This is a genomic window from Clostridiales bacterium, from assembly GCA_014799665.1.
Classification (GTDB): Bacteria; Bacillota; Clostridia; order Christensenellales; family Pumilibacteraceae; genus Anaerocaecibacter.
On the sequence record JAAVHP010000002.1, the window covers coordinates 142027 to 168378 of the forward strand.

The 26352-nt window shown below is 50.6% G+C and carries 15 protein-coding genes and 1 tRNA gene; 1 reads left to right on the plus strand and 15 read right to left on the minus strand.

Going from position 1 to position 26352, the window contains the following annotated elements:
* Positions 1–71: 71 nt before the first annotated feature.
* The 3 genes from HDT28_00675 to HDT28_00685 all read right to left on the minus strand — a co-directional run bounded on the left by HDT28_00675 (position 72) and on the right by HDT28_00685 (position 4963).
* Positions 72–3314, minus strand: coding sequence for a hypothetical protein (locus tag HDT28_00675; GenBank protein MBD5131101.1), 3243 nt, complete (start codon positions 3312–3314; stop codon positions 72–74).
* Positions 3315–3453: 139 nt separating this feature from the next.
* Positions 3454–4170 carry a queuosine precursor transporter gene (locus tag HDT28_00680; GenBank protein MBD5131102.1) on the minus strand — a complete coding sequence of 239 codons (717 nt, stop codon included), beginning with the start codon at positions 4168–4170 and terminating at the stop codon, positions 3454–3456.
* Between the two features lie 88 nt (positions 4171–4258).
* Complete coding sequence (locus HDT28_00685; GenBank protein MBD5131103.1) at positions 4259–4963, minus strand: radical SAM protein; 705 nt, start codon at positions 4961–4963, stop codon at positions 4259–4261.
* 535 nt (positions 4964–5498) lie between these two features.
* Between HDT28_00685 and HDT28_00690 the strand changes: the two genes are divergently transcribed.
* Positions 5499–5574 (plus strand) — tRNA-Thr (locus tag HDT28_00690).
* A gap of 113 nt (positions 5575–5687) precedes the next feature.
* Here HDT28_00690 and HDT28_00695 read toward each other — a convergent pair.
* From HDT28_00695 to HDT28_00750, 12 genes are all read right to left on the minus strand, one after another.
* Positions 5688–5906 (minus strand): hypothetical protein, encoded by a 219-nt coding sequence (locus tag HDT28_00695; GenBank protein MBD5131104.1) that lies wholly within the window; start codon positions 5904–5906, stop codon positions 5688–5690.
* Positions 5907–6269: 363 nt separating this feature from the next.
* Positions 6270–8183 carry an AAA family ATPase gene (locus HDT28_00700; protein MBD5131105.1) on the minus strand — a complete coding sequence of 638 codons (1914 nt, stop codon included), beginning with the start codon at positions 8181–8183 and terminating at the stop codon, positions 6270–6272.
* Positions 8184–8187: 4 nt separating this feature from the next.
* Positions 8188–8661, minus strand: a complete 474-nt coding sequence (locus tag HDT28_00705; protein MBD5131106.1) for a hypothetical protein — start codon at positions 8659–8661, stop codon at positions 8188–8190.
* 259 nt (positions 8662–8920) lie between these two features.
* Complete coding sequence (locus tag HDT28_00710) at positions 8921–9823, minus strand: FAD-dependent oxidoreductase (protein MBD5131107.1); 903 nt, start codon at positions 9821–9823, stop codon at positions 8921–8923.
* Entirely contained in the window at positions 9816–12251 is a 2436-nt protein-coding gene (locus tag HDT28_00715) for a ribonucleoside triphosphate reductase (GenBank protein ID MBD5131108.1), read from the minus strand. Before HDT28_00715 ends, HDT28_00710 begins: the two co-directional genes overlap by 8 nt.
* Positions 12252–12542: 291 nt before the next feature.
* A complete protein-coding gene (locus tag HDT28_00720; protein MBD5131109.1) occupies positions 12543–12998 on the minus strand; it encodes a hypothetical protein in 456 nt (151 codons plus the stop codon).
* Positions 12999–13488: 490 nt separating this feature from the next.
* Positions 13489–15195 carry an alpha-galactosidase gene (locus tag HDT28_00725; GenBank protein MBD5131110.1) on the minus strand — a complete coding sequence of 569 codons (1707 nt, stop codon included), beginning with the start codon at positions 15193–15195 and terminating at the stop codon, positions 13489–13491.
* Between the two features lie 21 nt (positions 15196–15216).
* Positions 15217–15999 (minus strand): SDR family NAD(P)-dependent oxidoreductase, encoded by a 783-nt coding sequence (locus tag HDT28_00730; protein ID MBD5131111.1) that lies wholly within the window; start codon positions 15997–15999, stop codon positions 15217–15219.
* A gap of 19 nt (positions 16000–16018) precedes the next feature.
* Entirely contained in the window at positions 16019–17812 is a 1794-nt protein-coding gene (htpG, locus tag HDT28_00735; protein MBD5131112.1) for a molecular chaperone HtpG, read from the minus strand.
* A gap of 84 nt (positions 17813–17896) precedes the next feature.
* Positions 17897–18802 (minus strand): YitT family protein, encoded by a 906-nt coding sequence (locus HDT28_00740; GenBank protein ID MBD5131113.1) that lies wholly within the window; start codon positions 18800–18802, stop codon positions 17897–17899.
* A gap of 185 nt (positions 18803–18987) precedes the next feature.
* Positions 18988–19143, minus strand: coding sequence for a hypothetical protein (locus HDT28_00745; protein ID MBD5131114.1), 156 nt, complete (start codon positions 19141–19143; stop codon positions 18988–18990).
* A 60-nt stretch (positions 19144–19203) separates the two neighbouring features.
* Positions 19204–26352: leucine-rich repeat protein (locus tag HDT28_00750; protein MBD5131115.1), on the minus strand; the 7149-nt coding region annotated here is incomplete at its 5' end.

Sequence of the window (26352 nt, forward strand, 5' to 3'; positions counted from 1 at the left end):
TTGCGATTATATGCTAAAAAACCGTATAAGGGCATTACCCCCGATACGGTCTTTTAATTATTAATTTTTAATTATATCACTACACTCGTGCCGTAAGGCGTTACTGCGGAAGTACCGAACACCGGAGTGCCGCTTACGGTCTTGGTCGAGTTCGAGAAGTTATGGTAAACGGTAAGCGTTTGTCCGCCGCCCGTTACGGTTATTTTAAGCATTCCGTCCTGCGTAGAGCACGTAGCGTTACCGCTGATAAGCGCGGGATAGTCGTTCCTGAGCTTGGTCAGCTTCTTTACGTAGTTCAAAAGCGAGTTGTTGTCGCTCTCTTGCTCTGCAACGCTCTTGGTACTGTTGTTTATCTTATAATCGTAAATGGCAGTGCACTTGTTCGCCCAGCTACTCGTCCACTTCATTGACTGTCGCAAGCCGTCGTCGCCCTTCCCGTCCGATTTATTTCCGATAAGTCCGATCTCGTCGCCGTAGTATATCCAGCTGAGACCCGGAAGCGTCATGATGACCGCAAAGTACAGCTTTTCTTGATTTACGTTGCTGCTGAGCTTTTCCGAAAGCCTGTCTATATCGTGGTTGGAGGTTATCATGGAATTGATAGCCCTGCCGCCACGGTTGTTCGCGTACTTAGTGGCGTTCGAGTTAAACGCGTTCGCCGCCGCTAATGCGCTGCCGTTCTGTATGCGCCCGGGCAAATCATAATAGGTATTGAAGTCGAACAGCGAGTCCATGCCCGCGTAGAACGGCGAAACATCGTCAACGTTGCCGCTTAATTGTTCGCCGAGCAGGAACGCGTTGGGGAACTTTTGTTTGAGCTTGTAGTTCAGTTCCTTAAAGACCTCGACGTCCTTGGTAAGGTTGTACTCGTAGCCGGTATCGCCTACGCCGCCCTTCACGTCGCTCGATGCGTTGGTGCTCTCCTCCCACATGAACATATGCTTGATAGCGTCCATGCGGAATCCGTCCAAACCGAAGTTCATCCAGTACTTAGCTACGTCGAGCATCGCGTCGCGAACGGGCTGATAATCGTAATTAAGCTCGGGCATCGAACTGCCGAACGACGAATAATAGCTGTAACCGTCACCCGCCGCACAGTAGCGGTAAGACACGCTACTCGATTTCTTCCATCTGTAAAAGTCGCGATAGTTGACCTGAGCCGTCGTGCCGTCCTGATAAGTTACCGTCTCGACAACGCAGTTCTTGGACTTGATAAACCACTCGTTGCTGGTGGAAGTGTGGTTTACGACCAAGTCCATTATGACCTTGATGCCTTTTTGGTGCGCCTTGTAAACAAGCTCACGATAGTCGGCGTTGGTGCCGAACTTGGGATCGATCGCATAATAGTCGTAGCAGTCATAACCGTGATACGAGTCGCTGCTTTGAATTGGCGTAAGCCACAGAACGTCCACGTTGAGGTCTTTGAAATAATCGAGCTTGCTCGTTATTCCTTTGAGATCGCCCACGCCGTCGCCGTTGCTGTCGCAGAAGCTCGCAACGAAAATCTGATACCCTACGCCCATATCGTCGCAACCCGTGACGGTCGCCGCCTTGGGCAGGTTCGCCGCGTACGAGCGGTTGACGTTAGTTTTGCTCTCGCGCTTTTCTTCGGTCGTGACGCCGTCGGCGGTCGTCTGCGCCGCAAGATAGTTTGTGCCTGCAGCAGTGTTGCCCTCTTGCACGAACCAGTGATAGCTTCCGCCGACTTTCTTCGTTTGCGAAAGCGTGACTGTCACGTCGCCGCCGTCCGAGCTTTCCCAGTCGCCGTTGCTGTTGATGATCGCGGGCTTGAAGTTGATCTTGGTAGCGCTGCCGTACTGCGAAAGGTCGATAGCGTAGATCGCGCCCGAATTGTCGATCTGCGAATAGCTCACCTTTTTGCCGTTGCCCGTCGACCAAACCCACAGCGACCAGTTGGTGTACTCACTGCGCAGATAGTGTATGTAGAGCGTGTTGTTAGTGGTCATAGTGGGCGTATACTCTACCTGAGCGCCGCCGCCCGTCCACTTGGCAAACAAAGTCATGGTTTGCGTAACATTGTTTGCGAAATTCCATTTGGTGCTGCCGTTCTCAACGTACCAGCCGCTGAGCGTATAGCCCGCGAGCGTTACTGCGGGCGCGGTTATCTTGTTGCCGCTCTTTACGGTCACGGCTGCGGGATTGCTCAAACCCTTTTTGCGCGCGTCGAGCCCGACGTTGAATGTAACGGTAACGTCCTCGCCTGTACCGGTATTGCCTTGATTTTCCTCTTCTTCGTTGCTGCCGCCCGACGAGTTTTGTTTCCACTTGGCGTAAATGGTTATCGACGTTTTATTTACAGTATCGGTATCGAAATTCCACGCCTTGGTATAGCTTTCATCCGCGTACCAACCGTCGAATGTATAATTAGTCTTGACGGGATCGGCGGGGCGAGTCACCTTGCCGCCCATATTCACGCGTTGCGGCGAAACCGTAGAGCCACCGTTCTCATAGAACAAAACGACGCACGTGGTGGTCGAGTTTTCGGTGTTGGTTTGACCGCTGGACGAAGTCCACTTCGCGAACAAACTAATCGAATCGTTAACGGTATCAGTATCGAAGTTCCACGCGACGGTGTGAGTCGAGTCGGTGTACCACCCGCCGAACGTATAACCTGTCTTTACAGGATCGGCGGGGCGCTTGACCTTGCCGCCCGCTTCGACCGATTGCGACGCGATCGTGCCGCCGCCGTCGGTAAAGAACATAACCGCAAACTTCGGCACGTTTTCTTTCCACTTGGCGTAAATGGTTATCGATTTTTTGGTTACCGTATCGGTATCGAAATTCCATGCCACGGTGTAGCTATCGTCCGTATACCAGCCGTCGAACGTATAGCCCGTCTTTACGGGATCGTTAGGACGGGTCACTTTGTCGCCCATGTTCACGCGTTGCGGCGCAACCGTAGAGCCACCGTTCTCGTAGAACGAAACGACGCACGTGGTAGTCGAGGTATCGGAATTGGTCTCGCCGCTCGGCGATATCCACTTAGCAAATAGCACGCGCGATTCATTGATGGTATCGGTATCGAAATTCCATTCCACGGTATGGGCAGGGTCGGTATACCAACCGCCGAAAGTGTAGCCGGGATTTACGGGATCGTCGGGGCGCGTTACCTTACCGCCTGCTTCGATCGATTGCGACGCGATAGTGCCCGCGCCGTCGGTAAAGAACAAAACCGCAAACTTCTCGGTTTCTTTCTGAAACAGGCCGCAACCCGTAAGAGCGGTGCACACGACGAGCAAAAGCACGAGCATGATTGCTTTTATGCTTTTCTTGTTTGTAACGACTTTGTTCATAATCACCTCGAAGTTTCGTGTGAGAAGTCAACACTTTCGATAATATAATTATAAGCCATACCCGGCATAAAAGTCAAGTAATTTTGCAATTTATACCCTTTTGCCGCCGTAAAGCCGTAATTGAACGACCTAAACGCAACTACGACAAAAGCAATTCGCCGCGGGAAAGCTTAGCCGACTTTATCTTTCGCGCGAGATAAAGCACGGGCGTGTCGAGCAAAGATGTAAAAACGTATATTACGTAGCTCGATCCGAATATGGACAGAAGCGTTATAAAATCGTACGTTCCGACGAACGCGCAGAACGTAAACAGCGCGCTGTTAATAAGCTGACTGACGAGCGTCGAGCCGTTGTTTCTAAGCCACAAGAGCTTTTTGGAATCGCCGAACTTCTTTTCCGTAAACGCCCACCACTTATGGTAAAGCCAAACGTCAAAGAACTGGCTCACCACGTAAACGAGCAGCGACGCTGCAACCATGCGCGGCGTTTGCGTGAATATCTCGCGAATGGCGGGCATTGCGAGATCACTTTCGCTCGGCACGAACGCAAGCCACATAGAGCTTAGCCCCAAAAAGAACAGCGTAGCGAAAAGCCCGAGATACACCGCCTTGTTCGCCGCGCGCTTGCCCTCGCACTCCGACAGAATATCGGTAGCGAGAAAGGTTGACGCGAACAGCACGTTACCGAGCGTTTGATCCATGCCGAATGCCTTTATCATGATAAGCACTTCTATATTAGCTAGCACCGTCGCGAGCGCCGAAACCACGTAAAGCCCCGACCGCCCGAACAGCGAGTACGATACGAGCACCGCGCCGTATATCAATATCAGCGATACTATAAGCATTAATTCGTTCATAAACTTTTCCTTATTTAAGCCTTCCCCAATTGGGGAAGGGGGACCGCGTAGCGGTGGATGAGGGCTATTTTATTCCCTCTACTAATTCCTAATTATTAATTTCCCCCACCCCGAAATCGAGATTGGAAATTAAAATATCCACGCGCGGATCGTCCTTATATATAGGATAGAGCTCGCGCACAAACGCCGATACTACTTGACCGTCGGGCTTGACCGAAGTCGAGTTCTCGCACATTACATTTACGCAAATGCGCTTGAAATATTTTAAACCGAGTTCTATATCGCTCCGCATGGTTTCGACGGTCTGCCCCGTCAAGCCGAACAAGAAGTTCGCTTCGTCAAAGCCCTGCGCTATGATCGCGGGATCGCGGTCGGGTATGCCCTTTAATAGAACGTTCTCGCGCAGATCGTAATCGAACGTTTCTAGCCCGAGCTTGAATAGCAAAGTAAAACCGTCGAACTCGCGCCGAAGCTCGTCGAGTTTATTACGGTATAAATAATGCGTTTCGAAATGAACGACCGAGATATTACGCTCGGCGCATACCGCCTTAATAAGCGCGAGCGTGCGGCTATCGAGCTCGAACACCGACCCGCTGTTAATGACTTCCAGCTCGCCGTACTCGCCTGTTACGCGCGCAAGCACGGACGAGTTGAGCGCGAAGTTAGCCGCCTCGTCGGGCGAACAATCTATATGATAATCGCAAAACGCACAACGCTTGTAAACGCACCCGCTGCCGCGAAGAAGCACAAGCTCGCGCGGTCGTTTATCGCGAATGACAGAATATCTTTCCATAAAAACAAAAACGCGTTTTGTAAAGTAACCGTTACAAAACGCACCGAGCCTAAGCTCCGCCTCCCGTAGTTTTGATTCGAGGAGCATTTTTGCTTGCTTGCAATGGCAAAAATGCGACGCTGACAAATTAGGTTAATCCCACGCCCTTAGGGCGTAAGGCGCGCAAAGCGCGACGTCCGTGGCTTGCCACGGGGTATATACCTAATTTATTTAAACGTACAATCACTCGGGCAGGATGGTTACGAACTGCCGCAAATATTAACTTGCAAACATATTATATATAATTATGAAAAATATTGTCAACGCTTTTAAAGGAAAAACGCAAGTTTTCTTTGCCTACTTTCTTTCGAAAAAGAAAGTAGGTCAATTCATTTAAAACGCTTTTAACAGAAATGCACTAAAAAAGATTGACAACTCGATTTCAATATAGTATAATAGCAAGGCAAATCAATCAACTCATGCTGTTATGGCTCAGTCGGACCACCATCTTAGGTAGGTTCGCTGCAAGCGATACAAAACCCCAACATTTTGATATGCTGTTATGGCTCAGTCGGTAGAGCACCACCTTGGTAAGGTGGAGGTCCCGGGTTCGAATCCCGGTAACAGCTCCACGAAGAAACACCCTTACGGGTGTTTTTTTCGTGGAGTCGTTTACAACTCAGGGGAACGCCGAAGCCCGCCCGCGATTCCGCGGGCAATCCCGGTTCACAATACTCCACATCCATTAACCTCGCGGCGGTTCTTGTTCATAAACAACGTAAACGCCTACTATATCGGTTTCCAATTCAGGAACACGCTTCTCGTCAATAAAACCCATTAAAGAGCAAAATCGCTTTTTAAATTCATTATCCAAAAATAAATCACTGCAATTTTCTCTAATACCGTTCATAAAAGCGTTTGCGATTTCTATCGAAGCCGAACGTTTTGTTTGCACATTTTTCATGGGTTAATATCCTTAAATTTTATTTTTTAGTATTCTCCACGATGCTCATATATAATTATATAGCTAAATTGATATAATTGCTTGGCATATCAAGAAGTTGATATTAATCAAAATGTCAAAATCAACGTGGAAGCAAACAAAAGTCAGTATTAGGTCTAAATAAAATTAAAGGCCTTGTTTTCACAAGGTCTTTAATTTTGATTGATTTATTAGGCTGTCTTACTCCATAGCCTCCCGTCGCAGAGAGTACAAAAACGACGATCACCGTCAAAACTATTAACGTGCTAGATCGAAAATATGGTGGTCAGTGCAAACTCACATGCGAGATTGCCACGAGCGTGGTTTTATTATAGTACAAATAAATTACATATCTGCTAATTTATCAAAGAGCTTTTTGAAATTTGCAAGTGTCGTTTCGGAAAATTCAAGCTTATCCGCAAAAGTCTTAATTCGCGACGAAGTTGACGCATGCTTTACAAACCTACCCCTCTCATCAGCAAGTCCGAGCTTTTTCAAATCTTCTTTATCAAACAGCGATTCAATAGATTTAAACGTCACATCTATATCGGACAATAACATTACTGTCAAAGCCGAATCCTTGCTGTTTACCTCTTTCATAGAGATCCCAGCCGCATCGCCATCCGCAAGCAAAATCGGATTGTGTTTACGTAATTCGATCAAACGCTTGCTTATATCACGTTGCTTCTTTTTCGCGTCGGCATTTTTCATGTCTCCCACGCCCTTGATAGGAATAAAAATAATATCGTCTTCAATACCGAGCTTTTTCTTAAACGCTATCAAATAATTGTAATCGGTTATGCCTTCGACAAACACTACCTTTTTGTAGGGATCATACAAATGACAGCTATCCACGGTTAACGCCTCTTTTACGGGCAAGAGGCTGTCGGGATCATCGAGATTGATTGCCGAAAAATCGTTGTATATGTATGCCTCACCGTCCTTTTCTTCGACCACGCGTAGCTCGTCCAAACAATCTATATCTACCAAAAACGGTGAGTGCGTAGCAAGTACGATAGTCACACCGTTATTTACGGCAAATTCTTTTAGAAACTTTCGAAGCTCCTTTTGTCCTTTTACGTGCAAATTTGTCGCGGGCTCGTCCATCAAAATAATGTCGCCACGCATCAACGTTTTTGTGCCCAAAAGATTAAAGTACAAATCGAAAAACCATCTAAAACCCGTCGACTGAATATCGAGTGAGCAGTCGTTTTCGCCGTTGAATATACTGAAAAACAATCTATTGGAATCGAGATTTATCTCGAAACCGTATTTTTCCGTCTTATTGCAATAAAGCTTATTAAAGTCGTCGGCTACCTTGCTAAGTTTTTTGCATATAATTCGCTGTTGCTTGGTAAGCACTCCGCGATTACCATCATGCGCAAATTCTTCATACGCACGTCGCACCGTATCGATCGGATAGTCGATCAATTCAAACACTCTTTTGAAAAAACTGCTCGCCGCGATATTACTGCAATCCACATTTAGATCACTATTTTTTATAGGCTCATCTTTATAGCGTATAATATGCGGCATGAATTCCATGCCGTATTTATCATCATAAGCAATTCCAAGTTTGTCGAGTTCAGAAGCGTTATCCCCGCTACCGAACATACGTATAAAGCTTGTATGTTTCCCAGATGTAACAAATCTATTCCAACCCTCACGAAATATCTGATTTCTTCTTCCGTTGATAAGGATATTATTTACAAAAACCGACACTTGTTCGCTGAACTTTGAGGTATCTACGGGGTTGCCAGCTGCAATGCTTTGTTCCGTATCATTTACAAAATTCGTTATGTCGGAAAACTGTCCTTTACCATATCCATACTGCGCTGCAACATTATCCACGGCTCTTACAAGTCCTTTCAATGCTGCCAGTGTATTTGGAACAAACGTATCCGACCGCATATTACCATTCCCGTTATTTTTAGGAAAAGCAACAAACGGCTCGTCTACTCCGTGCGTATAGCGGCAAGTATATTCACCGCCCGACTTATTTGCCTTGCAGCATAATGAAATTTGAGGGGTAGCGTCCTTCTTGTCGAGCGAAAGCTTGGTTATATCGTTTCGAGTCCAATTTCTATTCCCGAAACGATCCAATGCATCTAGGATGTTCGACTTACCCGAGTTGTTAGGCCCTACTATGATAACAAGATTACCAATGTCGTCCTTACTTGTAAAGTTGTTGAGAACAAAGCGCTGCGGTTCATTAACACCTAAATTTTTGTACTTAGTAATGTACAACGATCTTTCCATAAATCTAATCCTCCGTTAGTTTGATTTGTTTTTTTAGTTCGATATAAGGTTGAATTTTTTTCTTTTCTTCCGTCGTCAAATTGTCTTTTTGGATAATATCCGACACGTCTACAAGATAACAAATTATGTCATTGAATTCGTCAGTCAAAAAGCAATCGGTCAAAAATCTGCTTTTTTTGGATTTTGGATTGGATTTGAGCATATTTTCCACTGCGGAAATAACGCTTAAATTTCCATCTACACCCGACTCTTGTATGCGAACCAAATTAGTAAGAATGAAATTTATTACGTTTTTCTTACCCGCAAGCTCATTCTCGGTTATGTAATTAAACAGCGCAAGTATATCCTTATTTATAAGGTCGAACTTTGCATAGTCGTAATACTCGATAAACTTGTACATCGTCGGTCTAGACACCTGCAAATAGTCCGCAAGTTCGGTTATGCGCAATTCCATTTCTTTGAGTCGTTCGCGTAGCATTTCAACCTCACAACAAGAGATTACCATATTTTACATTTTATGTCAAGCATATTTTACACATTTTGTAAAATTATTTTGTTTTTTCAACCATCGAAACACTTTTAAAAAACTATGCTGACACTTCTTAAATCTAAATAAAAGAAAAAGACCCTGTTTTCACAAGGTCTTTTAAATTTGTATTCGATTGTGGCACCGACAGCACACGACGGAAGTTTTTGTACTCTCAGCGTCGGTTAGCCCTGTGCGCTTACATTGTCTGTTAGCCTAAGTATTTGCAGGCTGCCATTGCTGCGGACGCACCGTCGGCGACGGCGGTTGTAAGCTGACGGACTTTTTTAGTACGGCAGTCGCCTGCGACGAACACACCGTCCGTATTTGTCGTGCAGTTCTCGTCAGCAGTGATATAGCCGCTTCCGTCAAGCTTGACAACGTTTTTAAAGGGCGCGTTGTCCGGCTCTTGACCTATGGCGATAAAACACGCCTTGACGGGTATGGTGCGTTTTTTGCCGGTTTCCTTGTCGTCGAACACGCACGCGCTGAGCTCGTCGCCGCCCTCGAATCCGCAAAGCGTAACGTTTTTTACCCACTCTACGTTTTTCTTTTGCAGCAGCGTATCGACGAGCGCTTTGTCGCCGAAAAACTTATCCATCCAGGTGCAAACGTATACCTTGTTGCAATATCCCGAGAGCAAGATCCCGTATTGGAGCGCGGTATTCGCGTCGCCCACGAGCGCCACGTCGTCGCCCGAGTAGAACGGACCGTCGCAAACGGCGCAGTAGCTTACGCCGCTACCGGTAAGTTCTTCTTCTCGCTCCACGCCGATATGCTTATGCTTTGCGCCGGTGGCGATTATTACCGCACGCGCCTCGTGCTTTCCGCTGTCGGTCTTGACGGTAAAGATATCGGCGGTTTTTTGTATTTGCTCCGCCCGCTCGTATTCCAGCTCCGCGCCGAGCGCTTTGATCTGCTCGAACAGCTTGTCGGAGAACTCACTGCCCGAAATCTCTTTTATCGACGGGAAATTTTCCACTCGCGGCGAATTGGCAATCTGACCGCCTACGCACTCGCCTTCGAGCAACAACACGGTTTTCCCGTTCCTAAGCGCGTACAGCGCGGCGGTCATTCCCGCCGTGCCTGCGCCTATTACTATTATATCATGCATTCGCGTTGACCTTTTTCTTCGAGCCTTTGGCGGGCGTGACTTCCGTCTTGCTCGCCCTGAACGCGTCTATGAATTGCTTTACTCCGGTAACGTCGGCGTACTTAACGACGTTCTCTCCGTCGTCCGCCACGAGGGTGGGAGCTTTCTTAACGCCGTACTTTATTGCGAGATCGCGTTGCTCGTTGGCGTTGATGACCTCGACCTCGATCCCCGCCTCGTTGAGCATGGGTATCGATGCCCTGCACTTGGGACAGGTGGGCGTGGTGAACAGCATGAGCCTTGCGCCCGTCACGCAGACCTCGGGCGTGCTTTCGGGCTGCTCGCGGTTTGGAAGTTTGTGTCCGGTGTGCGGGGTATCGTACTTCATGGTGTTGTACGTTCTGCGGTCCTTGAACTCCTGCGCCTTGCCGTCGTTCCAGTTCTGAACGGGACGGTAGTAACCGGTAATACGGCTGTTGACCTCGGTCTTTTCGCCGCAGTGCGGGCAGGTATAAACCTCGCCTGCGATATAGCCGTGGTTGCGGCATACCGAGTACGTCGGCGAAAGCGTGAAGTACGGAAGTCTGTAATTCTCGGCGACCGTGCGAACGAGCTTAGCCGCGGCCTTCCAGTCGGGCAGTTTCTCGCCTAAGAAGGTGTGGAAAACGGTACCCGAGGTGTAAAGAATTTGGAGCTCGTCCTGGATATCGAGCGCGCTGAACACGTCCTCGGTATAGCCTACGGGCAGGTGCGAGCTGTTGGTGTAGTACGGCGTGCCGTTCTCGTTGGCGGTGATGATATCGGGATAACGCTCCTTGTCGTGCTTAGCCAAGCGGTAAGTCGTCGACTCGGCGGGCGTTGCTTCGAGGTTGTAAAGATCGCCGTAGCGTTCTTGGTAGATAACGAGCCGCTCGCGCATATGGTTGAGCACGTTCTTGGCGAACTCCTGTACGCGCGGATCGGTGAGGTTGGCGCGGAGCCATTTGGCGTTGAGCCCCGCTTCGTTCATACCGACAAGCCCGATAGTCGAGAAGTGGTTATTGAACGTGCCGAGGTAGCGGCGGGTGTAGGGATAAAGACCCTCGTCCATGAGCTTGGTTATAATGTCGCGCTTGATTTTGAGCGAGCGCGCCGAGATATCCATGAGCCTGTCCAAACGGTTGTAGAAATCTTCTTCGTTCTCCGCAAGGTACGCAAGGCGCGGCATATTGAGCGTAACGACGCCGACCGAACCGGTGCTCTCGCCGCTTCCGAAGAACCCGCCGTTCTTCCTGCGAAGCTCGGTAAGGTCGAGGCGCAGACGGCAGCACATACTGCGGATATCCGACGGTTCCATGTCGGAGTTGATATAGTTGCTGAAATACGGAGTGCCGTACTTAGCCGCCATCTCGAACAACAGCTTGTTGTTCTCGTTCTCGGTCCAGTCGAAGTCCTTGGTAATCGAGTACGTGGGGATAGGATACTGGAAGCCGCGGCCGTTGGCGTCGCCCTCGATCATGATCTCGATGAACGCCTTGTTGACCATGTCCATTTCCTTCTTGCAGTCCTTGTACTTGAAGTTCATGGACTTGCCGCCGACGATAGCGGGCTGTTCGGCAAGGTCGGGCGGGCACGTCCAGTCGAGCGTGATATTGCTGAACGGAGCTTGCGTGCCCCAGCGCGACGGGGTGTTTACGCCGTAAATGAACGACTCGATGCACTTCTTAACTTCGTTGTAAGAAAGGTTGTCCACCTTGACGAACGGCGCAAGATAGGTATCGAAGGACGAGAACGCCTGCGCGCCCGCCCATTCGTTTTGCATAATGCCGAGGAAGTTGACCATCTGGTTGCAGAGGGTCGCAAGGTGGCTCGCCGGCGACGAGCTGATCTTGCCGGGTATGCCGCCCAAGCCTTCCTGAATAAGCTGACGGAGCGACCAGCCCGCGCAGTAGCCGGTAAGCATGGACATATCGTGAATGTGAATGTCCGCGCTGCGGTGCGCGTTAGCGATCTCCTCGTCGTAGATCTCGGAGAGCCAATAGTTGGCGGTGATAGCGCCCGAGTTGGAAAGAATGAGACCGCCGACCGAATAAGTAACGGTCGAGTTCTCTTTCACGCGCCAGTCGGAAGCTTTAACGTAGCTGTCGACGAGCTCTTTATAGTCGAGTATGGTCGACTTCATATTGCGAATTTTTTCGCGTTGTTTGCGGTAAAGAATGTACGCCTTGGCAACGTCGGCATAGCCCGCCTGAATGAGCACCTGCTCTACGCTGTCCTGTATGTCCTCAACGGCAACGAACCCGTTCTTGACCTTGCCCGAAAAATCGCTCGTAACGCGCAACGCGATAAGATCGATGATATCGTCGTTATACTGCTTTTCGACCGCGTCGAACGCCTTGCGAATGGCTTGGCTTATCTTGGATAAATCGAAGCCCGTCTTTTTGCCGTCTCTCTTGACTACTTGATACATTGGTTACCTCCGAGTAACATGAGTTATGTCGATTGTTTTACACACTAAAACGGAAGATTTTATCACTTTCCCTTTTTAGGGGCGAAAACATTGCTATTATATCACCCCCAAATAGGCTTGTCAAGCCAAAAGACACAATATATTGTGTTTTTTTAAAAAATTTTTCGCGCCAAAACCACAATATATTGAGTGCAGTATAGACACCTGACTAAACCGCAAGTTCGAAACAATTACAAAACAAAAAACCGCACCCGCATTTGATTGGGGGTACGGTTTCCGATTACCTATCGATCAGTGTATGAACATATCGCTGCGCTTGCGGAAGTAAACGAAGCTTACGACCAGGCAGACGAACTGCGCCACAAGCCATATTATATTTTGAATGGAGAACGCTTCGATAAAGCTGCTTTCGGTCAAGTGCGCAACAAGAGCGGCGTAGACGATTTCGACCACTATCACGAGGAAGTACAATGCGTACAGCGCGATCGGACCGAGCCGCATATACTTAGCGAGCATGAAGCGCGCGGCAATACCTACCGCCGCCAATAGAAACAGCGCGACGCCGTAAATAATATCAACCGTTTGAAGACCGGGATATAACGCGTAAATAAGCGTGGGATCTACGTCGTACATTTTGTACGCATAACCGGTAACGGCAATTACACCGAACGCTATATTCCAAACAACGCCCAACGGCAATGCGAAATTGATAAGAAACTTATACCAGCCCATACCGCGTTCCGCCATGATAAATAACACCTCGCAATAATTTTTTGCTGAAATAAGTTTACAACACGAATATAATAAAGTCAAGTACTTTGTAGAATTTTGTTGAAATAAGGGAAAAGGGATTAGGGCACAGGGGTCAGGGATCGACCCCTACGGGGTGATTATAGGAAGTAAGAGCCGAACGCCTGTCATTCCGAGGGTGGCAAGCCTTCCCCAATTGGGGAAGGTGGCGGCGACGAAGGAGCCGACGGATGAGGGCTCTCTCTTGAAGTGGCTTGTCTACAATACAAGCAATAAAGAACTCTATCGATTTAGCTAAGTAAAACAAAAAACACAGATAACAGCCAATTAGAACCTGCGACCATTATCCGTGTTTTAATTTCGATACAACTCTATTGTAAACATTATCCGCGGTGAGATTTCTCGCTTTCGCTCGAAATGACAAGTATTATTGCGTAGGACATTATCTATTAGAGTTTACCTTTAATTCTTAATTCTTAATTCTTAATTATTCATAGTCCGCGACTTGACGCAAATGTAACGTGAACGAATTAGCGCTTCCCACGGTCACGCCGCAGCAGACAAGCGCCGCGCCCGAAAACGTTTTATTCATTTCGCGAACGTGATAGAGGTTATGCTCGTCGATACCCGTCAAAAAGACCTTATGCACGCCGCCGTCGGTCGGCACGCACACGACGTAAGCCTTGCTCTTGTCCTTGCTGACAAACGTCATGCTCTTGCCGCCCGTCATGCCCGCGCGGTAAAGATCGCCGAACAGCGCGGTGGGCGCGTCGTCCTGATACGAAAACACCTGTGCGCGGATAGCGCGCTTAACGCCGTCGCTCAGTTCGAGCGGGTCGAGCTCGTACCCGAGCCGCCCTACCGACGCCGCGTCGAACTCCGTTTTGAGCGCGCCGCTCTCCACCGCTTCCGCCGTTACGACGGTGCGCATGAGCGCGGTGGGATAGCACAGCGTTTCCGCATACCTTAGCTTGCGCGGCACTACGCCCCATTCTATTGTAAGCTCGGGGCTAAGCTTGCTCGCTTCGTTACGGAACTCGCACATAGCCTGTGCGCCGAAGTCGTCGCCCATCCACGGCAGATCAATCAGCGCGTACTCGAACGCGTAGCCTTGCATAAGCGCAGTAAATGCGCTCATGAACTTTTTCAAATCGACTACTTTATACTTGCCGTCCGCCGTCCGTTCGGTATAACCCTCGCCGAACGCCGCACTGCCTTTTTCTATATTATAAGGATTAATTCGCACGCCCGCTTTGATGCCTATGTCGTGGCAAGCCGCCGTCACCTTGTCGAGCGAAGACCTACTCACCTTGCCTATATCGACGGCGAACACGTCGCATCCCAGCTCCAACGCGACTTCCGCCGCGGCGCAAAGTTTCTTTTCGGGCGAGGTCGCGAACATAACGGTAGGCGGTCTGCGGTCGACGGTTTTACCCGTCATGAACTCGCGCACTACGTCGTGGAAAACGCGCGACATCCCGCCAAGCCCACGATCGGAATACACGAGCAGAACCTCGGGAAGCTCCACGCTTTCGCCCGCGCCGAGCTTGACCTTTTTAACGGTCGGCGCGCAAGTGACGGTCATGCCGTTTTCGGTTTGCTCCGCGCCGATCGCACCGTTGCCGAAAACCGATAAAAACCCGTACGCGTCGCTGTGGTTGCCGTCTGCGCCACGCGACAACAGCGCCGCGAAATTGCTCAGTCCGTTATTCGCGCCGTTCGGCGTGGACTCGCCTTTCACGATATTCCCGTCGCGACCGACGGCGACGACCTCGAACGGCTCGGGCAGTTCGAACAGTGTACGCTCGCAATCGAGCGATACCGCCTTTTCGCCGTTATTAACGACCCTGACTCTTCGCGTAAATCCGCCGCGCGAGTACGGAGTAACGAATATCTCGGCTTTAAGCTTCTTGTCCGCGTCCTCTAACTCGATAACGAGCGTCTTGCCGCCGACGAGCGTGGGAAGCGTGCCGTGCGGCTTGTCGGGCAGGACCTCGGCGCGAACGAACGTAAAATCGCCGCCGCGCACGCCTTCGCTTTCGGGGCGAACGCCGAGGAGCGCGCAAACGTCGTCCTCGAACTCCACGCGCTTACCGAAATACACGCGCCTGAGCGTTTTATCCTCGGCGACCTTAAAAACGCAGCACGCTTCGCCCGCCGTGAGGTATAGAATACCGTTCTCGATTTTTATCATGTGCCTGACCCTGAAATGTCGTTAGAATAGTTTTGCGGTGACGTCCAAAAACAGTTTTTGCGGAAGCACGTGGCGCAGGAAGTTAAGCGCCTTGTACTTGAACCCGATTATGTACAGCGGCTTTTTGCATTTGACCGCGCACTTGTAAATCTTTTTCGCGGCGGGCTTTAACGCCATGCGCTTGTTCTCCCTGCCGTCGATTTTCTGCGCCGAGAGCACGGGCGCGTCGCCGTAGCGTTCGCCGCCGTTGGAGTACTTGACGCGGTTTTTTGTAAACGAGGTTTTTATATCGCCCGGGCAAATCGAGCTTACGCGAATGCCCGAGTTTTTGAGCTCCATGTACAGCCCGAACGCCGCCATGTTGATTGCAGCCTTGCTCGCGCAGTAAGTAGCGCGGTACGGAAGCGCGAACAGCGCGCACGCCGACGATATGAACACGACCTTGCCGCCGCGCGTCATGCCTTTGAGCGCAACGCGCGCGAGGTTGAGCGCGCCCGTAAAATTGAGGTCGATCTGCTTTTGCACTTCGTCGAGCGGAAGAAGCTCGGTCGCGCCCGACAGCCCGCCGCCCGCGTTGGCTATAACCGTATCGATACGCCCGTACTTATTTATTATGCCGTCGACGACGCGAACGACCTCGGCAAAATCGGTCACGTCGACCGCGATATCGCCGTCCGCGGGATCGGCGGTACGCGCAAGCCCGATCACGGTATCGCCCGCCGCACGGTACAACGCTTTAAGCTCTTTGCCTATCCCGCTCGTCGTGCCCGATATGAGAATTATTTTTTGCGTCGCTTCTTTCACGATTATAATTGATAACCGACTAACCTATCACTCTATTGAGCGCGGCGAGGAACTCGGGCTCGGTCTTGTAGCCCTCGGCGAGAAGCGCTTCGTTGTAGAGCACTGTCACCACGTCGGCGAACCGCTCGTCGGTGGCGGTTTCGAGACCTAGGATCACGGGGTGGTCGAGATTGACTTGGAGCACGCGCTCCGCCTTGATCGCGCCGCCCATAGCCTGCATTACGCGTTCCATTTCGAGCGACACTTCGCCAGTTGCCGCAAGACACACGGGGTAAGATTTAAGCTTGTCGGTCGCAGTGACCTTGGCTTTGTCGCCCAGTTGTTTCTGTATACGGTCGAGCAGTTTTTCGTGTTCTTTATTCTTTGTCTTTTTGGGTTTTACGTCAGACGACGCGACGTTCTCGAACTTGTGCCCGTCGTAGCTTTCGAGCATACGCGCGACGAACTCGTCCACCGCGTCGGTGAAGTACAGTACGTCCTTGCCCTTTTCGCGCGCGCCCTCCAACTGCGGAAGCATGGAGATCTTGTCCGTCGTTTCGCCGCAGGCGTAAAGAATTGGTGCGGACTTATCGAGCTTTTCGCAGTATTCGGCGAAGGTGATAAGCTTCTTTTGTGCGTCGGAGTAGTAGAGCAAAAGGTCTTTTAGCTTGTCCTTGTCCGCGCCGTAGTTGTCGTACGCGCCGAACTTGATCGCCTTGCCGAACGCGTTGAACAGCTTTTCGTACTTTTCGCGGTCGTTCTTCAAAAGCTTGTCGAACTCAGCCAGAATCTTCTTTTCGAGCCCGTTCGCGATCGCGACGAGCCGACGGTCGTGCTGCAAGGTCTCGCGCGAAATATTGAGCGCGAGGTCTGGCGTGTCCACCACGCCGCGAATGAACCCGAGGTATTCGGGCACGAGCTTTTCGCACTTGTCCATTACGAGCACGCCGTTGCAGTACAGCGACAGTCCACGCTTGTAGTCCTTGGTGTAGTAGTCGTAGGCAGGCTCGCTCGGCACGAACAAAAGCGCCGTGTAGTCGATCGCGCCCTCGACGCGCGTCGAGATATTAAAGAGCGGCGCGTGATAGTCGCGGTAGGTATGCTTGTAGAACTCGTCGAGCTCGCCTTCTTTGATCTCTGATTTGAGCTTTTTCCACACGGGCGTCATCGAGTTGAGCGTGGTGAGCTCGCTCACTTTCGCCCCGCCCTCGACGGGCTTGTCCTGGAGCATTTTTATGGGATAGCGGATATAGTCGGAGTATTTCTTTACGAGCGAGGAAATGCGGTAGGCTTCGAGGAACTCTGAATACCTGTCCTCGTCGCCGTCGGCTTTGAGCGTGAGAATGACGTCGGTGCCGTAATCGGCGCGCGTAGCTTCTTCGATGTCGAAGCCTTCTACGCCGTCGCTCGTCCACTTATACGCCTTGTCCGCGCCCACCTTTTTGCTTATGACGGTAACGCGCTCGGCGACCATGAACGCCGAGTAAAAGCCAACGCCGAACTGACCGATGAGCTGCTCGTCGGTCTTGCCCTGTTCTTTTTTGAACTGCTCGGTGCCGCTCGCCGCGATCACGCCGAGGCTGTTCTCCAAGTCCTTGTCGTCCATGCCCACGCCGTTATCGGTAACGGTGAGAGTGCGCGCCGATTTGTCGAGCGAAAGCTCGATAGCGAAATCGGCTGACAGCGTGCTGTCGGTAAGCGACATGAACCTGCGCTTATCGAGCGCGTCCGACGCGTTGGAAATGAGCTCGCGTAAAAATATTTCGCGGTTGACGTAAATGGAGTTTACGACGAGATCGAGTAGTTTTTTAGATTGTGCCTTGAATTCTTTCATGATTGATCACCTCGTGCAAAATAGCAATGAAAAAGCACGGATCAAAAATACAATTAAACCCGTGCAAAAATTACTTTATATATACTACCTAGGGAAGCCCTTGCCGATAACCTCGTTTACGCTTATCATGTAGGCGAATGTATTGGGGTACTTGGCGAGTATCTTATTGAAATCGCCGAGCTGGCGCTTGCTGATAATGCAGATAAGCACGTGCCGCTCGTTGTGCTGATACATACCGACGGCGGGCAGGTTCGTAACGCTGCGGTGAAGCTTTTCGATTATCTCCGCGCTGATTTCTTCGGGGTTGTCGGTGACGATCTCGTACTTGATCGCCGTCTTGAAGCCGGTCAGTATCTTGTCGCCGACGAGCGCGTGCGCGAACTCCTCGGTGAGCGACAGCATGACGGGGTTGACGAACGCCATCGCCGCCCAATCGTCGGTGTAAACGAACATTGACGCGAAAATAATGACCGCATCGACGAGATACACGAACCAAGAAATATTAGTTGCTTTAAACTTCTTTTGCAGGAGCATGGCTACTATATCGCTACCGCCCGTCGAACCGCCTACGCGGATAATGAGCGCGAACCCGAATCCGCCGAGCACGCCCGCCGCGATCGCCGCAAAGAACGGGTTGAGATCGCTCGTAAAGGCGTACAGGGGCAAGCTGTCTTTGAAATAGTCCATGAGTACCATGAAGATAGCCGAAATGGCAATGGCGATGCCCGAAATGATCGTGCAGCGCTTGTTAATGAAGATAAAGCACAATACGAGCAGCGGCGCGTTGATAATGAGCGTCGTCCAGCCCGCCGAGAAGCCCGTTTTGTTGTATATCATAACGGCGATACCCGAAACGCCGCTCGTCGCGAAGTTGTACGGCGCGACGAACATATGTACTACGACGGCGCGGATAGTACCGCTCAGTAGCATGATGAGCGGCACGACAAGCCAGTTATATAATCTTTTTTTGACCTTGGGGGTTAAAGCCATAGCTATATCCTTTATGCTAAATCATATAGTATTGTGCAAAAATTATTGTATCAAATTAAGTGTAAATAATCAAGCATTTTCCCCCTACTTCTTTGAAAAGAAGTAGGCAAGAAACCTACTTTCTTTTTCGAAAGAAAGTAGGCAAAGAAAACTTACGTTGTATATAAAATAATTCTTCGTTTATTTCACCCGAATAATTTCGCTACGTTATCTATTTCTCGACGCCACTTCCGTCCTGCACTGCAAGCAAAAATGCTTGCTTGCAATAGCATTTTTGCGCCGTAGGGCACGCCCGCGCGTAGCGTGGGCGTATTCTGAGCGATAGCGAAGAATCTCATCATTACAAAAGATAACGGCTGCCGCATAACGCAACAGCCTTTACTCTTGTATTGATTTTTTTCTTATGCGACGGTCTTAGCAGCGATGAGCGTTACGCCGTCCTTGCCTTCGACCTTCGCATTGCCGCACCAGGTCGTGCCCCAGTCGTCGGGAATGCTCGTCATGTCGGACAAGACTATGGTCTGGTCTTTCGTCCAGCCCGCGAACGACTGATCGGCTACTAGCGCAACGGTGCCGGGTATCGTGATCTTCGTTATACCCGTGCAGCCTGCGAATGCGCGCTGACCGATCGAGCTGCAATTCGCGCCCTCGAACGTTACCGTTTTAAGCGCCGCGCAGTTCTCGAACGCGCCGTAATCGATAAGCTTAACGGTGGCGGGAACGGTTATGCTCGTTATGCCGGAGCCCCTGAACGCGCCGTAACCTATCTCGGTCGCGCCCGCGGGTATCACTACCGATTTAAGCGCCGTACAGCCCGCAAACGCGTACCTGCCGATATTTCTGACGTTGGTGAAGTCGAGCGTATCGAGCGCCGTGCAGCCGTTAAACGCGTTCCTGTTGATGAACGCTATCCTGCTTCCCCAGTCGACCGATTTGAGCTTGACGCAGCCCTCGAACGGACCGGAGGTCGCGGTGTCGTAACTGGCTACGCCTATCGTGATCGGCGCGGTTTTGCCCGCCTCGAAGTCGGTAGCGAACGTTACCGAAGTGAGCTCGCCCGCGAACGCGAACTGGTGATTGCTAAGTGCGGTTACGCCCTTGGGCACGGTGATCGATTTAAGCCCGCTGTTCTTGAACACGTACGCGCCTATCTCGTCGAGCCTGCTGCCTGCGGCAAAGGTGACGGTAGTAAGAGCGGTGCAGTCCTCGAACAGGTTGTCGCTGAGCTCGTACAGCCCCGCGGGGATCGTGATCGTGGCAAGCGTCTTGCAGCCCTTGAACGCGCCCGCGCCGAGCGTCAACAGTCCTTCGGGAAGGACTATCGTCTTTAAGCTCGTGCAGCCCTCGAACGCGCCGACTTCTATCGCCGTTACCGTGCTCGGTATGGTGAGGGTCGTGAGCGCGGTGCAGTCCTTAAAGGCGTACGCGCCTATCGTGGTAAGCCCTTCGTGAAGGGTGACCGTAGTAAGGTCGGCGCTGCCCTCGAACAACTTCGCGGGAAGCTGTTTATACTTGGCGGGAATATCGATGCTTACAAGCTTGGACTTAGCGAACGCGCTGTCGTTGATAACGGTAGTTTCGTCGTCCAGAGTGAACGTGGTCGCGGTGGACAGGCTCGATACCAGATTCGCCTTGCCGCCGTTATAGATAGCGCCGTTGTCGTAGGTGTAATAGGTATTGCCGTTAAGGTTGAAGTTAGCGGAAGAAATGCCCGTGCAGCCGCTGAACGGATTGCCCTCGATACTCGCAAGCGACGCGGGAAGCGATACCGCATTAAGCGAAGCGCAGCCGTCGAACGCGCCGTTGCCGAGCGTGAGCAAGCCCTCGCCGATATTAAGCGAAGTAAGCTTAGTGCCCGCGAACGTGCGCTCGCCTATGCGCTGAACGCCCGTCGGCATGACGAGCTCGGCGAGATTACCGCAGCCGTCGAACAAGCCGTCTGCAAGCTGATTGATAGCGCGCCATCCGCCCGTGAACGTGACCTTGGCAAGCGACGCACAATCGGCGAACGCTCTCTCGCCCACGTTTTCGAGCGTGTCGTACGGCAAGGAGATCTCGATAAGCGCCGTGCCCGCAAACGCTTCGCCGCCGAGCGCGGTGAGCTTATCGGAAACCGTGAACGCGCTTACAGCAGTATTCTTGAACGCGGCATTACCGATAGACGAAATATTCTCGGTATTGACGATCGTCGCAAGCTTGTCGCAGCCCTCGAACGCACGCGCGTTTATTGTGGCGTTGCGACCGCCGAAGTCGACGGTTTTAAGATTCGTTTTGCCCGAGAAAATGCCGGGCGCGGCGTTAGAATAAGTAGCGTTGATCTCTATATCCTTGCCTGCCGCGAATTTAAGCGTAGTGAACGCCGTGCAGTCGACGAACGTACCCGCGTAAAGCTTTTCTACGTTTGCGCCGACGGTAAACTCTACGAGCTTGGTGCAGCCTACGAATACGTTGCCGTACTGCGACGGGGAAGCTACCACGCCGATCGAGGTAACGTTTTCGGCGTTTATAACGCTTTCGAGGTTAGGCGTGTTGTAGAACAAGTAAGGTTTGAGCTCGGTCGTGCGCCCGCCGAGGTCGACGGTTTTAAGCTTAACGCAGTTACCGAAAATCGACGAAATGGATGTCGACATATTGGCGATCGCAAGATTTGCGATATTGTGCTCGAATACCACTTCTTCGAGGTTAGCGCAGTCCAAGAACGCACCTGCGGCTATACTTGTAACGGTCGACGGGATAGTGACCTTTTTAATCGCCGTACCGCGGAACATATTAGTGCCGATGTAGGTCGCCGAAGATAAGTCTATCGAAGCGAGCGACGAGCAACCGTCGAACACACTCGTAGTAGTTGCGCTCGACCAAGTCGTAATATGGTCTAACCCGTTTACGGTGGTAAGCGAAGTGCAGCCCATAAACATATACGTATCCAACGACGTTACCCCTGCGGGTATTGTAATCGAAACGAGATCTTTACAATTCCTGAACGCAGTCGTACGGATTCGAGTAGCGTTTTCTATACCCTTTACTTCTTTGAGCGGAATATAATAGTCGGCGCCGTTGGGCGAGGAGAATAAGAATCTTTGAATAATCACGCTCCTACCGCCGAAATCGACCGATTCGAGCGATACGCACTTATTAAACTGACTATTCCCTTCGGATTTGGGATCGGTAAGCGTCAAAGTACCCGTGCCGCTATTGAACTTTACCGTTTTAAGCGCGGAACATTCGTTGAAAGCCTTAATGCCGAGTGTCATAAGGGTTCCGGGCAAAACGACGGAAGTCAAAGCCGTGCAGCCCGTAAACGCGCTCTCGCCTATCGAGGTGAGATTTTCGGGCAATACTATGGTGGTAAGCGCCGTGCAGTCCGCGAACGCATACGCGCCTATCGATTGGAGCGCGCTGCTCTCCTCGAACACAATGGTTTTAAGTTGCTTATCGCCCGCGAACGCATACGCGCCTATCGATGTCACAGTGGCGGGAACGGTGTAAGTGGTTGGATCGGCGCCCGGAACGTACCACGACAGCACGCCGTTTTTGATTATAGTATTCACGGTATACGGCTCGGGATTGCCGTCGTCACCGTAAACCATAACGCCGCTGCTCGCCGCGCGGCAACCCATATCGCCGAACTGAGAAACGAACTCCTTGGGCAAAGTAATCGTGTCGAACGAAACGTTTAAGAATGCGTCGTCATCGATAAATTCGACGGTTTCGGGCAGAACCAAATTCTTTAAGCTCGTGCAACCGGAGAAAGCACCCTCACCTATTTCTTCCACTCCGGGCATTTCCACACTTGACAAATTGGTGCAATTCGCAAAAGTCTCATATTCTATGCTTGTGATTCCGACAGGCAGCGAAATGCTCGATATTTTTGTTTCGGCAAACGCGCTTTCGCCGATATAATGCAACTCATCGCCTAATATTACTGTTTCAAGGTTAGTGCATTCCGCGAAAGCCCAATCGCCGATATACGTGACCCTGTTGGATAACGTTACGCTCTGTATCGCTGTGTTACCTTCAAACATAGAATCGTCGATTTCGATTTCCTCGCAGCTCGCGTCACCCTCGATAATCAAGGAAGTAAATTTCTTAGCCTGTGCGAATGCGGTAGAAGCAATCGTATCCACGCCTGCGCCGATACGCACCTCGCCCGGTTTTCCCGCGGGGATATAGAGCATTAACGACTTGCCCTTGGTGTAAAGAATGCCGTTTTGGCTCTCGTAGAACTTGCCGCCTTCCTCAACGGTAATGCTTTCCAGATTGGGCGCATTATCAAAGACAGTCAACTCCCCACTATAATTAGGAATAAATACATTGAGTAGGTCGTCTACAAGCTCAAACCTCTCGTTGTCCGCTTCCGCGCCCTCTGTTGTTTCATACATAGGAGCCAAGCGTTTAGGGAAAGCCACCGAAGTAAGCGCGGTGCACCCGCTGAATGCACCGGTGTCAACGGAAAGATATCCTGTACCACCCGCCGTCGAAGTTACGGTTGTTAACGAAGTGCAATCGTCAAACGAGTAATCACCGATACCTACTTTAAATGCAGTTTGCTCATATGAACCAAACCCCATAGGGTCTTTTACGTTTTCCGTTATGTATCCATCACGAACGCTTGCAGGAATGTTTATAGTTTCAAGGCCACTTCCTGCAAACATATATCTACCTATATTCACCAATCTTTCGGGGAGCACAATGTTTTTAAGCGAAACGGTCCCTCCGAACACACCATAGGCTGATGTAAACGCGCTTGTGGCCGTAAAGAGAGGATCCGTTCCTTCCTCAAAGTTGACACTTTTCAACGAAGAACACTGACCGAACGCGCCGGCTTCAAGCATTGTAACGGACCCAGGTATAGAAATCTGTTCAAGCGATTCACAACCCGCGAACGCCGCATATCCTATTTTTTTCAAAACGCTTTGGTTACCCTTTTTCTCGAACTCGACTATCGAAAGCGAAGTACAATCGGAGAATGCGCCTTCGCCTATCGAGGTAACCGAGCTTGGAATGGCGACCGATAAAAGCGAGCGACAGCCGTCGGCAAATCCAGTAGGAATCGAAGTTATGCACTTAGGCATTTCAATCGAGACCAATTTCGTACAATGGGCAAATATATCGTACGAATCTTCCACAACGTTTTCTTCCGTCCAATAATCATAGTATTCTTCCGCCAAGGTCAATTCGTCGTTCTCGCCGTGCATGAACGTAACCTTGCGAAGAGCGGTACATCCGCTGAACGCTTCGGAGCCGATAAAGGTTACCGAGCTGGGAATAACTATCTCGACGAGGCTGGGGTTATCTTTAAAAGCACCTTCGCTTATCTCGGGCATATTATCGGGAATGACGAACGAGCCTGTCTTGGAATACGGGTAGAACAAAAGCTTGCTGTACTTAGTATTGTCGTACGAATCGAGCTCGTACAATACACCGTCCTCAACCTTGAAGTAGTCGCTGCCCGTTGCGGTTATGTTAGAAAGGTTTACGCAGCCCATGAACACGCCCGAGCCTATGGTATCCACGTACGTGGGAATATCGAAACGGGTAAGCGCCTTGCAGTTTGCAAACACACCGTCGTTAATCGTCATGGTAAAGTATTCCGCAACGCTGTCCGCGGAGGCAAAGTTGACCTTTGAAAGCATCGAGCAATTGGAGAACGCCGACGAGTTAATGTATTGGAGCGTAGCGGGGAAGGTTACGGCAGTCAACGAAGAGCATCCGTCGAACGCAAGTCTTCTAATCGCGTTGAGGTTGTTGCCGAAGTCGACCGATCTGAGATTGGTGCAGCTTTGGAAAGCGTTCGCACAAATCTCGGTAACCGAATCGGGAAGAACAATCGATTTAAGCGAGGTGCATCTGAAAAATGTTTTTTCGTTTATCTTGGTTATATTAGGTATGTTTACGTACTTTTCGGTCTGTGCGTCGTACGTGCCGAAAACAACCGTAGTAAGCGCAGTACAACCGTTGAACGCGTCGTTCCCGATTGTAAGAGCGTCGCTCGAATCGTCGTCGCCCTCGAATACTACCTTTTTAAGGCTAGTGCAGCCGCTGAACGTTTCTTTGGCAATGGAAGTTATCCAGGACTTGATCGTTATTTCGGTAAGTCCCGTCGCGCCTATAAACGCGCCCTCGCCTATCGCCTTGATGCTCGCGTTAAACTCGCATGTTTTTCTACCCGACGGGAAGAATATGAGAGTTTGTCCGTCATTCGCAACGGGCAGACCGTCTATCGATTTGTAGTTGGCGTTGTTCTCGTCTATATTGATATTCGCAAGCGAAGTACAGCCGTAGAACATTCCTTTATCGAATTCCGTAAGCTGCGCGGGCAGGTTCACTTCTTGGAGCTTGGAGCACAGCGTAAACGCACGCGCCGCAACGGTGATTTTCTCGTCGCCCGTTGCGGAAGCGAACGACACGGTATTAAGATTGGGACAGTCGTAGAACGCGTTGCCGTAAACGTTTTGAACACCTGCGGGAACGTTGACCTTTGTTACGCCCGTTCTATAAAACGCGCGCGCGGGAATATCGGTAACGCCTGCGGAAACGGTGAATTCGCCCGTAACGCCGCGCGGCACAAGTTTAAGCGAAACGCCCGTTCCGCCTACGTTTTTCATAAGGAGCGAGCCGCCTACAGACGAATATTTCGCATCGTTGTTGCCCGCATTGTAGATATTTACTGCTTTAAGATTAATGCAATTCTCGAACGCGCTACTGTCAACCTCGATCGTAGTAACGGTGTTCGGTATGTTTATAACTTCAAGATTAATACAGTTTCTGAATGCGTAGGAGTCTACTACCGTAATAAGCTTACCGTCGTATTCTTTGGGTACGGTTATGCTTGTAAGCGTGGAGCTTCTGACCGCAGCATTGCATATAACCGAGTACTCGTTATTACCCTCCGCCGTGAGATCGAAAGCTCTGAGGTATCTGGCGTAGGCTACGCCGCCGTAGCGATTTTCCCAAACACCCATGCTCTTCCCGTACTCGTCGGTATACTGCACACCGCCGTCGGGCGAGCTGAACCAACCGAGGAACACGAACCTCGCGTCGTTGGGAATGGGAATAGCGTCAAACTCGAAATCTTCCTGGTATGTAGCAAGTCCCTGTCCGGTAGTCGCGCCGCTTTCAGAATGCCCGTCGCCGTAGTTGAGCGTTACGTTGTACATTGCGTGGTTCCAGTTAGCAAACAGCATCATGTCGCCAGCAGTATTGAATACCGTAGTTTTATCCAGCTTCTGTCCGTTGCCGTTTGCGCCGCCTACCGAGTTGTACCATCCGCCGAACTCATACCCCGAAGCTTCCGGAGGTTCGGGAAGTACTAGCTCGTCGCCTATCGCCACGTACTTATCCGCAACAGACATTCCCGCAGCGCCCTGCGTATCGAACTTTACAGTATACGCATATACGTTTATCTCTTCGCTCTCGTTAGCGTTGCTTACGGTTATCTTATTGTCGCCGGCCTTCGTCAGCGTTATCCTTGTCGACGTCTTTCCGTCCGTTATCGTCTTTACTGTTACGCCGTTGACCTTTACGGTATAGTCAGTCACGCCCAATACAGG

Coding starts and splice junctions, on each gene's coding strand:
- HDT28_00700 (MBD5131105.1), bottom strand. CDS start 8,183: ATGGAAAGATCGTTGTACATTACTAAGTACAAAAATTTAGGTGTTAAT.
- HDT28_00740 (MBD5131113.1), bottom strand. CDS start 18,802: ATGGCTTTAACCCCCAAGGTCAAAAAAAGATTATATAACTGGCTTGTC.
- HDT28_00680 (MBD5131102.1), bottom strand. CDS start 4,170: ATGAACGAATTAATGCTTATAGTATCGCTGATATTGATATACGGCGCG.
- HDT28_00715 (MBD5131108.1), bottom strand. CDS start 12,251: ATGTATCAAGTAGTCAAGAGAGACGGCAAAAAGACGGGCTTCGATTTA.
- htpG (MBD5131112.1), bottom strand. CDS start 17,812: ATGAAAGAATTCAAGGCACAATCTAAAAAACTACTCGATCTCGTCGTA.
- HDT28_00705 (MBD5131106.1), bottom strand. CDS start 8,661: ATGCTACGCGAACGACTCAAAGAAATGGAATTGCGCATAACCGAACTT.
- HDT28_00745 (MBD5131114.1), bottom strand. CDS start 19,143: ATGATGAGATTCTTCGCTATCGCTCAGAATACGCCCACGCTACGCGCG.
- HDT28_00675 (MBD5131101.1), bottom strand. CDS start 3,314: ATGAACAAAGTCGTTACAAACAAGAAAAGCATAAAAGCAATCATGCTC.
- HDT28_00720 (MBD5131109.1), bottom strand. CDS start 12,998: ATGGCGGAACGCGGTATGGGCTGGTATAAGTTTCTTATCAATTTCGCA.
- HDT28_00685 (MBD5131103.1), bottom strand. CDS start 4,963: ATGGAAAGATATTCTGTCATTCGCGATAAACGACCGCGCGAGCTTGTG.
- HDT28_00695 (MBD5131104.1), bottom strand. CDS start 5,906: ATGAAAAATGTGCAAACAAAACGTTCGGCTTCGATAGAAATCGCAAAC.
- HDT28_00725 (MBD5131110.1), bottom strand. CDS start 15,195: ATGATAAAAATCGAGAACGGTATTCTATACCTCACGGCGGGCGAAGCG.
- HDT28_00710 (MBD5131107.1), bottom strand. CDS start 9,823: ATGCATGATATAATAGTAATAGGCGCAGGCACGGCGGGAATGACCGCC.